Genomic DNA, 12090 nt, shown 5'->3' with positions numbered 1-12090 from the left:
CGGTTGCAATCCACGATAAATTAGTGGAACTTATGCCGCAAAGTCGAGCCAAACTTGACGCCAACCTGAAGGATTTCGAGGCACAATTAGCCGCGACCGATAAGCAGGTGGGTAACGAGCTGGCACCGTTGAAAGGTAAAGGGTATTTCGTTTTTCATGACGCCTACGGCTACTTTGAAAAACACTACGGAATGACCTCGCTGGGGCATTTTACCGTCAACCCTGAGATCCAACCCGGTGCGCAGCGTTTACACGAAATAAGAACACAGTTGGTTGAGCAAAAAGCAGCCTGCGTTTTTGCTGAGCCACAATTCAGGCCAGCCGTGGTTGAAGCGGTTGCCCGCGGAACCACCGTTCGTATGGGAACGCTGGATCCGTTAGGCACCAACATTCAGTTGGGCAAAGCGAGCTATCCCGCTTTTCTGACCCAACTGGCGAACCAGTATTCGAGCTGCCTGAAAGGAGATTAACGAGGAAGTGAATACGTGCAACAGATAGCCCGCTCTGTCGCCCTGGCATTTAATAATTTGCCGCGACCCCACCGCGTTATGCTGGGGTCCCTGACGGTTCTCACCTTAGCGGTCGCTGTATGGCGACCGTACGTGTACCATCCCGATTCCGCCCCCATTGTCAGAACCATTGAGCTCGAAAAGAGCGAAATCCGTTCCCTGTTACCGGAAGCCAGCGAGCCTATCGATCAGGCGGCGCAGGAAGATGAAGCCATTCCTCAGGATGAGCTGGACGACAAAGCGGACAGCGATGCTGGCGTTCATGAATACGTTGTATCGACCGGCGATACGCTCAGCAGCGTACTGAACCAGTACGGCATTGACATGGGCGATATCAGCCAGCTGGCCGCCGCCGATAAAGACCTGCGTAATCTGAAGATTGGTCAACAGCTTTCCTGGACGCTGAACGCCGACGGCGATCTGCAACGCCTGACGTGGGAAATGTCCCGCCGTGAAACCCGCACCTATGACCGCGCTGCAAACGGTTTCAAAATGAGCGCCGAAACGCAGCAGGGTGACTGGGTCAACAGCGTGCTGAAAGGCACCGTCGGCGGCAGCTTCGTCACCAGCGCGCGTAATGCAGGCCTGACCAGCAGCGAAGTGAGCGCGGTGATTAAAGCCATGCAGTGGCAGATGGATTTCCGCAAGCTGAAAAAAGGCGATGAGTTCTCGGTGCTGATGTCACGCGAAATGCTGGATGGCAAGCGTGAACAAAGCCAACTGCTGGGCGTGCGTTTACGCTCGGATGGTAAAGATTACTACGCGATCCGCGCCGAAGACGGTAAGTTCTACGATCGAAACGGTACCGGTCTTGCGAAAGGCTTTATGCGCTTCCCGACCGCGCGTCAGTTCCGCGTTTCCTCCAACTTCAATCCGCGTCGCCTGAACCCTGTTACCGGTCGTATCGCTCCGCACAAAGGCGTCGATTTCGCCATGCCGCAGGGAACGCCAGTACTGGCCGTGGGTGACGGTGAAGTGGTTGTAGCGAAACGCAGCGGTGCGGCAGGCTATTACGTAGCGCTGCGCCATGGTCGCACATACACTACGCGTTATATGCATCTGCGTAAGCTGCTGGTGAAACCGGGGCAGAAAGTAAAACGTGGTGACCGTATTGCGCTTTCGGGCAATACAGGCCGTTCTACGGGTCCACATCTGCACTATGAAGTATGGATTAACCAGCAGGCGGTGAACCCGCTAACCGCCAAACTGCCGCGCACTGAAGGGCTGACCGGCTCCGATCGTCGTGACTACCTGGCGCAGGTTAAAGAAGTGGTTCCTCAACTGCAGATTGACTGATTCCTGTCCTGTTAAAGCCGATGCCTGAGGGGCGTCGGCTTTTTCTTTTGTGTCGCGTCTGGCACGTCGCTAAACTATCTGCATATTCCTTTTTTCCGCCACGACTCTGGAACAGGCATGGAAACAAAAAAAAATAACAGTGAATTTATTCCTCAGTTCGAAAAGGCTTTTTTGCATCCGCGTTACTGGGGATCGTGGCTCGGCGTGCTGGCGTTCGCCGGTGTTGCAATGACCCCCGCCTCGTTCCGCGATCCGCTGCTGGGCGCATTGGGGAAAAAGGTTGGCAGGCTGGCGAAAAGCTCCCGCCGCCGGGCGCAGATCAACCTGCTTTACTGTTTCCCGGAAAAAAGTGAAGCCGAGCGCGAAGCCATCATCGATGAAATGTATGCTACGGCGCCACAGGCAATGGTCATGATGGCCGAGCTGGGGCTGCGCGATCCCAAAAAGATCATCAAGCGAGTCGACTGGAAAGGCATCGAAATCGTCGAGGAGCTGCAGCGTAATAACGAGAAGGTCATTTTCCTCGTGCCGCACGGCTGGGGCGTGGACATTCCGGCAATGCTGATGGCCTCAAGAGGGCAGAAGATGGCGGCGATGTTCCACAACCAGGGAAACCCGGTGTTCGACTACATCTGGAACACCGTCCGCCGCCGCTTTGGCGGACGTATGCATGCGCGTAACGACGGTATCAAGCCGTTCATTAAGTCCGTACGCGAGGGTTACTGGGGCTACTATCTGCCGGACCAGGATCACGGAGAAGAACACAGCGAGTTTGTGGACTTCTTTGCCACCTACAAGGCGACGTTACCGGCGATTGGTCGCCTGATGAAAGTCTGCCGTGCGCGCGTGGTGCCACTGTTCCCGGTATATGACGGCAAAACGCATCGACTGACGGTAGAAATCCGTCCGCCGATGGACGATCTGATGGTCGCTGATGACAACACCATCGCGCGCCGCATGAACGAAGAAGTGGAAATTTTCGTTATGCCGCACACGGAACAGTACACCTGGATCCTCAAGCTGCTGAAAACCCGCAAGCCGGGCGAAATCGAGCCGTACAAGCGAAAGGAACTGTTTCCCAGGAAATAAAAAAAGCGCCGGTTAGGCGCTTTTTTACAGGCTTCCGCGAGCTGAATTACTCTACGGTCAGAACACGCGTTGTGTTGGTCGTGCCTACCGTGCTCATGACGTCGCCCTGCGTGACGATCACGATGTCGCCGGAGACGAGGTAGCCTTTATCACGCAGCAGATTTACTGCGTCATTAGCCGCGGCTACGCCGTCGGTGGCGCTGTCAAAGTAAACCGGCGTTACGCCACGGTACAGTGACGTGAGGTTCAGCGTACGCTCGTGGCGGGACATGGCGAAAATCGGCAGACCGGAACTGATACGGGAAGTCATCAGCGCGGTACGGCCAGATTCGGTCATGGAAATGATCGCAGACACGCCTTTCAGATGGTTGGCGGCATACATCGCTGACATCGCAATCGCTTCTTCCACGTTATCGAACTGTACGTCCAGACGGTGTTTAGAGACGTTAATGCTTGGGATTTTTTCTGCGCCCAGGCACACGCGTGCCATAGCGGCAACGGTTTCCGAAGGGTACTGGCCTGCAGCCGTTTCCGCAGACAGCATCACCGCATCGGTGCCATCCAGCACGGCGTTAGCCACGTCCATGACTTCTGCACGGGTTGGCATCGGGTTGGTGATCATGGATTCCATCATCTGGGTTGCGGTGATCACCGCGCGGTTCAGCTGGCGGGCGCGGCGAATCAGGGCTTTCTGGATACCGACCAGCTCCGGGTCACCGATTTCAACGCCGAGGTCGCCACGGGCCACCATCACCACGTCAGAAGCAAGGATGATGTCGTCCATTGCGTCCTGGCTACAGACGGCTTCCGCACGTTCCACTTTTGCAACGATTTTAGCATCACAGCCTGCGTCACGCGCCAGGCGGCGGGCGTAGTTCAGGTCTTCGCCGCAGCGCGGGAAGGAGACGGCCAGGTAGTCGACGCCAATCAGCGCAGCGGTCTGAATATCAGCCTTATCTTTCTCGGTCAGCGCTTCTGCAGAGAGACCGCCGCCGAGTTTATTGATGCCTTTGTTGTTGGAAAGCGGGCCGCCAACGGTCACTTCGGTGAATACCTTCATGCCCTGAACTTCCAGCACTTTCAACTGAACGCGACCGTCGTCCAGCAGCAGGATGTCGCCTGGCACAACGTCGGCAGGCAGGCCTTTATAGTCGATACCGACTTTGTCTTTGTCACCTTCGCCTTTACCGAGGTTAGCATCCAGCAGGAATTTGTCGCCGATGTTGAGGAAAACCTTGCCTTCTTTAAAGGTGGATACGCGAATCTTTGGTCCTTGAAGATCGCCGAGGATGGCGACGTGACGACCCAGTTTGGCTGCAATTTCGCGTACTTTATCGGCACGAAGTTTGTGGTCTTCAGCGCTGCCGTGGGAGAAGTTCATACGGACGACGTTAGCGCCCGCCGCAATCACCTTCTCAAGGTTATTATCGCGGTCGGTGGCCGGGCCTAAGGTAGTTACGATCTTAGTTCTGCGAAGCCTTCTGGACATGTAATACTCCGTTGCTGAAACAATTTTGGTGTTGCGTGAACAGGAATTCGGCGGTTCCCACTGTGCGTAGCGTAATGCTGGAACTTAACCGAATGTGCAAATAGGTTACAAGCTTGTTATAGACTTTTAATGATTATCACTGCTAACCCGCAGTTCCTTATCAAACCGCGATTCCTTCAAGGCTTCCTTGACCCGCTTCAAGTTATCCCGGAATTTTGCCCCGCGTCGCAGGGTAAAGCCGGTGGCAAGGACATCGATAACCGTCAGTTGGGCCAGCCGGGAAACCATCGGCATATAAATGTCAGTATCTTCCGGCACGTCGAGCGTAATGGCGAGCGATGCCTCGCGCGCAAGCGGCGTACCTGCTGACGTAATGGCTATCACCATCGCGTCGCTCTCACGCGCCAGCTGCGCCAGCTCAACCAGGCTTTTTGTCCGCCCGGTGTGCGAAATAAGTACGACCACATCGTCGTCGCTGCAGTTCATACAGCTCATACGTTGCAGAACGATGTCATCGGTGTAGACCACCGGCACGTTAAAGCGGAAAAATTTGTTCATTGCATCGTGCGCCACGGCGGCGGACGAGCCGAGTCCGAAGAAGGCGATTTTTTTTGCCTGAGTCAGCAGGTCGACGGCGCGGTTCACGGCGGACATGTCCAGCGAGTGACGAACGTGGTCCAGGCTTGCCATCGCGGACTCAAAAATTTTGCCCGTGTAGGCTTCCACGCTGTCGTCTTCATCGACGTTACGGTTTACGTATGGCGTACCGTTGGCAAGACTTTGGGCCAGATGCAGCTTAAAATCAGGGAATCCCCGGGTGTCCATACTGCGACAGAATCGGTTGACGGTCGGTTCACTGACCGCCGCCTGCAGGGCAAGCGTCGCAATGCTTGAGTGAATGGCCTGGGACGGAGAGGCGAGGATCACTTCCGCCACTTTACGCTCGGATTTGCTAAGGTTTTCCAGATGGGACTGGATTTTTTCCAGCATGTTCATGGTTAACAGGCGCTCATCGGTGAAAGCGATTCCATTAATGGGGTGAAATCGACGTGCAATTTAGTGAGAATATACCCCTGGGATTTCTGCAATGCAGAGGAAAGAGGGCAATTTACGTTGTTTTTTTTCATTACATGATCGCAGTCGACTTTTGCCAGCCGCTGACTGGCGAAATGACGAACAAAATGAGGCTCTTGCCCGGCGCTGATGGCGCTTTTTTTCCCAGAAATGCCTTTATCTGGCATCGACCGGGCCCGGGGGTTTCGGCATTCACGTAAACACAGTACAGTGCAGCGTAAGAAAATTACAAATAGCGCCTGGCGGATGTACCAGGCAATCCAACTGAGGAGAATGACATGGCGGTAACGCAAACGGCCCAGGCATGCGATCTGGTCATTTTCGGCGCGAAGGGTGACTTGGCGCGTCGTAAATTGCTGCCTTCCCTGTACCAACTGGAGAAAGCGGGCCAGATCCATCCGGACACGCGTATCCTTGGGGTAGGACGTGCCGACTGGGATAAAGATGCATACACCAAAGTGGTGCGCGAGGCGCTGGAAACCTTCATGAAGGAGAAGATTGATGAGAGTCTGTGGGATACCCTGAGCGGTCGCCTCGATTTCTGCAATCTTGACGTTAACGATACCAAAGCCTTCACCCGTCTTGGCAAAATGCTCGACCAGAAAGAGCGCGTGACGATTAACTATTTCGCGATGCCGCCAAGCACCTTTGGCGCTATCTGCAAAGGCCTTGGCGAAGCGAAGCTCAACGCCAAACCGGCGCGCGTTGTGATGGAGAAACCGCTGGGCACTTCGCTCGCAACCTCACGTGAAATCAACGACCAGGTGGGCGAATACTTCGAAGAGTGCCAGGTCTACCGTATTGACCACTACCTCGGCAAAGAGACGGTGCTCAACCTGCTGGCGCTGCGTTTTGCCAACTCCCTGTTCGTTAACAACTGGGATTCCCGCACTATCGATCACGTGGAAATTACCGTGGCGGAAGAAGTGGGCATCGAAGGCCGTTGGGGTTACTTCGATCAGGCCGGGCAGATGCGCGACATGATCCAGAACCACCTGCTGCAGATTCTGTGCATGATTGCGATGTCGCCGCCGTCCGATCTGAGCGCCGACAGCATTCGTGATGCGAAGGTGAAAGTGCTCAAATCCCTGCGCCGTATTGACCGCTCCAACGTGCGCGATAAAACCGTACGTGGTCAGTACACCGCAGGCTTCGCGCAGGGCAAAAAAGTGCCTGGCTATCTTGAAGAAGAGGGCGCGAACAAAAGCAGCAATACTGAAACCTTCGTGGCTATCCGCGTGGATATCGACGACTGGCGATGGGCGGGCGTGCCGTTCTATCTGCGTACCGGTAAACGTTTGCCGACCAAATGCTCTGAAGTTGTGGTGTATTTCAAAACCCCGGAACTCAACCTGTTCAAAGAGTCCTGGCAGGAGCTGCCGCAGAATAAGCTGACTATTCGTCTGCAGCCGGACGAAGGCGTGGATATCCAGATCCTCAACAAAGTGCCGGGTCTGGATCACAAACACAACCTGCAAACCACTAAGCTCGATCTGAGCTACTCCGAAACCTTCAACGAAACGCATCTGGCTGATGCCTATGAGCGCCTGCTGCTGGAAACCATGCGCGGCATTCAGGCGCTGTTTGTGCGTCGCGATGAAGTGGAAGAGGCGTGGAAGTGGGTCGACTCGATTACGGAAGCCTGGGCCGCCGATCAGGATGCGCCAAAACCGTATCAGGCAGGCACCTGGGGCCCGGTTGCTTCAGTCGCAATGATCACCCGCGACGGCCGCTCCTGGAACGAGTTTGAGTAAGTTCCGACGCTACTCCGATCTGGGTATTTTACCGGTAACATGATCTGACACAGCATCTCGTGTGATAATTACGCTTTTAAGCCCCGGGTGGTTCACCGCCGGGGCTTTTTTTATTACACTGACGCAAGATAAATTTGCCCCTTGGCTACAGCACAAGCGCGTTTCAGCATTGTTAATGACTCCTGAATTCCGTGTTAATGCTAAAGCCTGGACACTCAGAATTTGAGGAGCTTTTATGAATCCTGCATTGTTACGCGTAACAAATCGCATTATCGAGCGTTCGAAAGAGACCCGTAGTGCCTACCTCTCCCGCATTCATCAAGCGAAGTCCGACACCGTCCAGCGCTCTCACCTGGCCTGCGGTAACCTGGCGCACGGTTTTGCCGCCTGTCAGCCAGACGACAAAGCCTCTCTGAAAAGCATGTTACGCAACAACATTGCGATCATCACCTCCTACAACGATATGCTCTCGGCTCATCAGCCGTACGAGCACTACCCGGACATCATCCGTAAAGCGCTGCACGGCGTGAATGCCGTAGCCCAGGTTGCCGGTGGTGTGCCTGCGATGTGTGACGGCGTGACCCAGGGCCAGGACGGGATGGAACTTTCCCTGCTGAGCCGCGAAGTGATCGCCATGTCTGCTGCAGTAGGGCTTTCTCACAATATGTTCGACGGCGCGTTGTACCTCGGCGTGTGCGACAAAATAGTTCCGGGCCTGGCGATGGCGGCGCTCTCCTTTGGTCATCTGCCGTCCATTTTCATTCCATCTGGCCCGATGACGAGCGGTTTGCCTAATAAAGAAAAAGTGCGTATTCGTCAGCTGTATGCTGAAGGGAAGGTTGACCGAATGGCGCTGCTCGAGTCCGAGGCGGCGTCTTATCACGCGCCAGGCACCTGTACTTTCTACGGTACCGCGAACACCAACCAGATGGTTATCGAGTTCATGGGGATGCAGCTGCCGGGCTCCTCGTTTGTTCATCCGGATGCGCCTCTGCGTGAAGCGCTGACCACGACGGCTGCGCGCCAGGTCACCCGCATGACCGGTAACGGCAACGAGTGGATGCCGCTGGGCAAAATGTTCGACGAAAAAGTGGTGGTTAACGGTATTGTGGCGCTGCTGGCAACGGGCGGCTCCACCAATCACACCATGCATCTGGTGGCGATGGCCCGCGCGGCGGGGATTATCATCAACTGGGATGATTTCTCTGAGCTTTCAGAAGTGGTGCCGCTGATGGCGCGTCTCTATCCGAACGGCCCGGCAGACATCAACCACTTCCAGGCGGCGGGCGGTGTACCGGTGCTGATCCGTGAACTGCTGAAAGGCGGCCTGCTGCATGAAGATGTTGAAACCGTTGCCGGTCATGGCCTGAAGCGTTACACCATGGAGCCGTGGCTCAACAACGGCGAGCTGGACTGGCGCGAAGGCGCTCAGGCCTCCCTGGATGAGGCGGTAATCGCCTGCATCGACAAACCTTTTTCCCATCACGGTGGCACAAAAGTGCTGAGCGGCAACCTGGGCCGCGCGGTGATGAAAACCTCTGCCGTACCGGTGGAAAACCAGATTATCGAAGCGCCTGCGGTGGTGTTTGAGAGCCAGCACGACGTCCTGCCTGCATTTGAGGCGGGCCTGCTGGACAAGGATTGTGTTGTGGTGGTGCGCCTTCAGGGGCCAAAAGCGAACGGCATGCCAGAATTGCATAAACTTATGCCGCCATTAGGTGTATTATTGGACCGTTGTTTCAAAATTGCGTTAGTGACCGATGGTCGTCTCTCTGGCGCATCCGGTAAAGTGCCGTCAGCAATCCACGTCACGCCTGAAGCTTACGACGGTGGGCTGCTGGCAAAAGTTCACGATGGCGACATGATTCGCGTCAACGGCCAGACCGGCGAGCTGACGCTGCTGGTGGATGAAGCCGAACTGGCTGCACGTAAGCCGCATCTGCCGAATCTGAGCGCATCACGGGTTGGAACCGGGCGCGAGCTGTTCAGCGCACTGCGCGAGAAACTCTCCGGTGCAGAGCAGGGCGCGACCTGCATCACTTTTTAATACGACAAGATTACTCATTCTGGCGAGAGAAAAACTCTGATGAAAAACTGGAAAACAAGTGCAGAAGCAATCCTGACCAACGGCCCGGTAGTGCCGGTAATTGTGGTGAACAAACTGGAACACGCAGTGCCAATGGCAAAAGCGCTGGTTGCCGGCGGCGTACGCGTGCTGGAAGTGACCCTGCGTACCGCCTGTGCAATGGACGCTATCCGCGCTATCGCCAAAGAAGTGCCTGAAGCCATTGTCGGTGCAGGCACCGTGACCAACGTTCAGCAGCTGAAAGAAGTCACCGAAGCTGGCGCGCAGTTCGCTATCAGCCCTGGACTGACCGAGCCTCTGCTGAAAGCAGCCACCGAAGGTACCATTCCGCTGATCCCGGGTATCAGCACCGTCTCTGAACTGATGCTTGGCATGGACTACGGTCTGAAAGAGTTCAAATTCTTCCCGGCTGAAGCCAACGGTGGCACCAAAGCGCTGCAGGCGATTGCAGGTCCGTTTGCACACATCCGTTTCTGCCCGACTGGCGGCATCTCTCCGGCCAACTACCGTGACTACCTGGCGCTGAAAAGCGTGCTGTGCATCGGTGGCTCCTGGCTGGTGCCAGCGGATGCGCTGGAATCCGGTGATTACGAACGCATTACTAAAATCGCTCGTGAAGCGGTGGAAGGCGCGAAGTAATATCCGTACTTATGCGCGGCTGCCTGATGGCGGCTGCGCCTAATCAGGCCTACAAACCCCGTAGGCCTGATAAGCGAAGCGCCATCCGGCGCTTTTTTTATGCCCTAACGCTCACGGCACCAGCCGCAGCTTTCGCCCGTTCCACCGCCGTTACTACCTCTTCTGCTGTAGCTAATGCCACGCCAAGACGACGCGTGCCGTTGATATCTGGCTTACCAAATAAGCGAATCTGAACGCCCGCGCCCACGGCGGCATCAAGGTTGCCGAAACGGACATTGCTGCTGGTCAGCTGTGGCAAGATTACCGCCGAATCGGAAGGGCCATACTGGCGAATTGCGCCAATGGGCAGCCCCAGGAAAGCGCGGACGTGCAGCGCGAACTCTGACAAATCCTGTGAAATCATTGTTACCATGCCGGTGTCGTGCGGGCGAGGAGAGACTTCGCTGAAGATGACCTCATCGCCGCAGACAAACAGCTCTACGCCAAACAGGCCATAGCCGCCGAGCGCCAGCACCACCTCACGGGCAATGGCTTCGGCACGCTCCTGCGCCAGCGCGCTCATCCGCTGGGGTTGCCAGGATTCGCGGTAGTCGCCATCTTCCTGCCGATGACCAATCGGAGCGCAGAAATGGACGCCGTCTACAGCGTTGACGGTCAGCAGCGTGATTTCGAAATCAAAGTTAACTACGCCTTCAACAATCACACGGCCTGCGCCTGCCCGACCGCCCTGTTGAGCATAATCCCAGGCGGCGGAGAGCTGCGCTTCGCTACGAATAAAGCTCTGCCCTTTGCCGGAGGAGCTCATAACCGGTTTGATGATGCAGGGCAGGCCGACTTCCTTTACCGCCTTGCGAAAACTCTGCTCGCTGTCGGCGAAACGGTAGCTGGAGGTTGGCAAGCCAAGCTCTTCCGCTGCCAGGCGACGAATGCCTTCGCGGTTCATGGTGAGTTTTGCTGCGCGTGCGCAGGGCACAACATGTTGGCCAGACTGCTCCAGCTCAATCAGCATATCAGTGGCGATAGCTTCAATTTCTGGCACGATAAAGTCAGGTTTTTCCTGCTCAACCAGGGTTTTCAGCGCTTGCCCGTCGAGCATGTTGATCACGTGGCAGCGGTGCGCTACTTGCATCGCTGGCGCATCTGCATAGCGATCGACGGCAATCACCTCCATGCCCAAACGCTGGCATTCAATAGCCACTTCCTTACCCAGCTCGCCAGAGCCCAGTAACATGACGCGAGTTGCTGCCGGACGCAGCGCGGTGCCTAGTTGAGTCATAACGCATTTCCACAGTAAAAAGAGGGTCGCAGTATACACGAAAACGTTTGCGTGTGTCTTCTGAGGGCGTACGTCCGATACTTTGCGCATCTTTAGTTGTCACAGACATTTCCTGACATCGCCTCGCTTAGTCTGAGAGAATTCTTTGCAATGCCGGGAGGGCAATATGGCAAACTGGCTCAATCAACTTCAGTCTCTGCTTGGACAATCTTCTGCTAAATCGCCGGGTGATTCGGGGCTTAACAAACTGCTGGTGCCTGGCGCGCTTGGTGGGCTTGCCGGGCTGCTGGTCGCCAGTAAATCCTCACGTAAGCTGCTGGCAAAATACGGCACCGGCGCGCTGCTTGTTGGCGGCGGTGCCGTTGCTGGCAGCGTGTTATGGAACAAATACAAAGAGAAAGTTCGCGCTGCGCATCAGAGCGAACCTGAGTATGGTCTGCATACCAGCCCCGTGGATCTGCGGACAGAGCGTCTGATCCTGGCATTGGTTTTTGCGGCCAAAAGCGACGGCCATATCGACGACAAGGAGCGGGCCATTATCGATCGGCAGCTGCGTGAGGCCGGTGTGGAAGCGCAGGGGCGAGAGCTGGTGGAAAAAGCGATTGCTCAACCGCTGGATCCTCAGCGACTTGCAAAGGATGTTCGCAACGAGGAGGAAGCGCTTGAGCTCTATTTCCTGAGCTGTGCAGCCATCGACGTTGACCACTTTATGGAGCGTAGCTATCTGAACGCGCTGGGTGACGCGCTGGCGATCCCGCAGGAGGTACGCGACGGCATCGAAACGGACTTAAGGGCGCAAAAACAGGCACTTTAATCCTTTCTGAGCATGTTTCGCTTGCATCGCACTGCACTTTTGCCACCCTTAGAGGAGGTAATTT

11 protein-coding genes are annotated in these 12090 nt (G+C 55.8%); 7 read left to right on the top strand and 4 right to left on the bottom strand.

Annotation, left to right across the window (positions count from 1 at the left end; translation table 11 throughout):
* From znuA to lpxM, 3 genes are all read left to right on the top strand, one after another.
* The coding region (znuA, locus tag RTU33_RS06050) for a zinc ABC transporter substrate-binding protein ZnuA (RefSeq protein ID WP_312625973.1) at positions 1-470 on the top strand (470 nt) is incomplete at its 5' end.
* Between the two features lie 15 nt (positions 471-485).
* Positions 486-1805 (top strand): murein DD-endopeptidase MepM, encoded by a 1320-nt coding sequence (gene mepM / locus RTU33_RS06045; protein ID WP_312625972.1) that lies wholly within the window; start codon positions 486-488, stop codon positions 1803-1805.
* Between the two features lie 117 nt (positions 1806-1922).
* Positions 1923-2894, top strand: a complete 972-nt coding sequence (gene lpxM, locus RTU33_RS06040) for a lauroyl-Kdo(2)-lipid IV(A) myristoyltransferase (protein WP_312625971.1) — start codon at positions 1923-1925, stop codon at positions 2892-2894.
* A gap of 46 nt (positions 2895-2940) precedes the next feature.
* Here lpxM and pyk read toward each other — a convergent pair whose 3' ends face one another.
* The 3 genes from pyk to RTU33_RS06025 all read right to left on the bottom strand — a co-directional run bounded on the left by pyk (position 2941) and on the right by RTU33_RS06025 (position 5624).
* Positions 2941-4383, bottom strand: coding sequence for a pyruvate kinase (gene pyk, locus RTU33_RS06035; RefSeq protein ID WP_312625970.1), 1443 nt, complete (start codon positions 4381-4383; stop codon positions 2941-2943).
* 126 nt (positions 4384-4509) lie between these two features.
* Positions 4510-5379: a MurR/RpiR family transcriptional regulator gene (locus RTU33_RS06030; RefSeq protein WP_312625969.1), complete on the bottom strand. Its 870-nt coding sequence runs from the start codon at positions 5377-5379 to the stop codon at positions 4510-4512.
* Between the two features lie 2 nt (positions 5380-5381).
* Positions 5382-5624, bottom strand: coding sequence for a hypothetical protein (locus RTU33_RS06025; RefSeq protein ID WP_312625968.1), 243 nt, complete (start codon positions 5622-5624; stop codon positions 5382-5384).
* A 111-nt stretch (positions 5625-5735) separates the two neighbouring features.
* On the opposite strand from RTU33_RS06025, the gene zwf reads away from it, so the two are divergent.
* From zwf to RTU33_RS06010, 3 genes are all read left to right on the top strand, one after another.
* Positions 5736-7211, top strand: a complete 1476-nt coding sequence (zwf, locus tag RTU33_RS06020) for a glucose-6-phosphate dehydrogenase (protein WP_312625967.1) — start codon at positions 5736-5738, stop codon at positions 7209-7211.
* Between the two features lie 235 nt (positions 7212-7446).
* The gene (gene edd / locus RTU33_RS06015; protein WP_312625966.1) at positions 7447-9258 is read left to right on the top strand and encodes a phosphogluconate dehydratase; all 1812 of its coding nucleotides are present in this window, start codon (positions 7447-7449) and stop codon (positions 9256-9258) included.
* A gap of 39 nt (positions 9259-9297) precedes the next feature.
* On the top strand, positions 9298-9936 hold the full coding sequence (locus RTU33_RS06010; protein WP_312625965.1) for a bifunctional 4-hydroxy-2-oxoglutarate aldolase/2-dehydro-3-deoxy-phosphogluconate aldolase: 639 nt from the start codon (positions 9298-9300) through the stop codon (positions 9934-9936).
* Between the two features lie 97 nt (positions 9937-10033).
* Here the strand turns inward: RTU33_RS06010 and purT are convergent, their stop codons facing one another.
* Positions 10034-11212 carry a formate-dependent phosphoribosylglycinamide formyltransferase gene (purT, locus tag RTU33_RS06005; RefSeq protein ID WP_312625964.1) on the bottom strand — a complete coding sequence of 393 codons (1179 nt, stop codon included), beginning with the start codon at positions 11210-11212 and terminating at the stop codon, positions 10034-10036.
* A gap of 166 nt (positions 11213-11378) precedes the next feature.
* On the opposite strand from purT, the gene RTU33_RS06000 reads away from it, so the two are divergent.
* The gene (locus RTU33_RS06000) at positions 11379-12026 is read left to right on the top strand and encodes a tellurite resistance TerB family protein (protein ID WP_312625963.1); all 648 of its coding nucleotides are present in this window, start codon (positions 11379-11381) and stop codon (positions 12024-12026) included.
* Positions 12027-12090: the final 64 nt, after the last annotated feature.

The organism is Scandinavium sp., from assembly GCF_032012665.1.
Taxonomy (GTDB): domain Bacteria; phylum Pseudomonadota; class Gammaproteobacteria; order Enterobacterales; family Enterobacteriaceae; genus Scandinavium.
This window is presented reverse-complemented; position numbering and strand designations above follow the sequence as displayed.

Coding starts and splice junctions, on each gene's coding strand:
- RTU33_RS06010 (WP_312625965.1), top strand. CDS start 9,298: ATGAAAAACTGGAAAACAAGTGCAGAAGCAATCCTGACCAACGGCCCG.
- edd (WP_312625966.1), top strand. CDS start 7,447: ATGAATCCTGCATTGTTACGCGTAACAAATCGCATTATCGAGCGTTCG.
- pyk (WP_312625970.1), bottom strand. CDS start 4,383: ATGTCCAGAAGGCTTCGCAGAACTAAGATCGTAACTACCTTAGGCCCG.
- RTU33_RS06000 (WP_312625963.1), top strand. CDS start 11,379: ATGGCAAACTGGCTCAATCAACTTCAGTCTCTGCTTGGACAATCTTCT.
- zwf (WP_312625967.1), top strand. CDS start 5,736: ATGGCGGTAACGCAAACGGCCCAGGCATGCGATCTGGTCATTTTCGGC.
- purT (WP_312625964.1), bottom strand. CDS start 11,212: ATGACTCAACTAGGCACCGCGCTGCGTCCGGCAGCAACTCGCGTCATG.
- RTU33_RS06025 (WP_312625968.1), bottom strand. CDS start 5,624: ATGCCAGATAAAGGCATTTCTGGGAAAAAAAGCGCCATCAGCGCCGGG.
- RTU33_RS06030 (WP_312625969.1), bottom strand. CDS start 5,379: ATGAACATGCTGGAAAAAATCCAGTCCCATCTGGAAAACCTTAGCAAA.
- lpxM (WP_312625971.1), top strand. CDS start 1,923: ATGGAAACAAAAAAAAATAACAGTGAATTTATTCCTCAGTTCGAAAAG.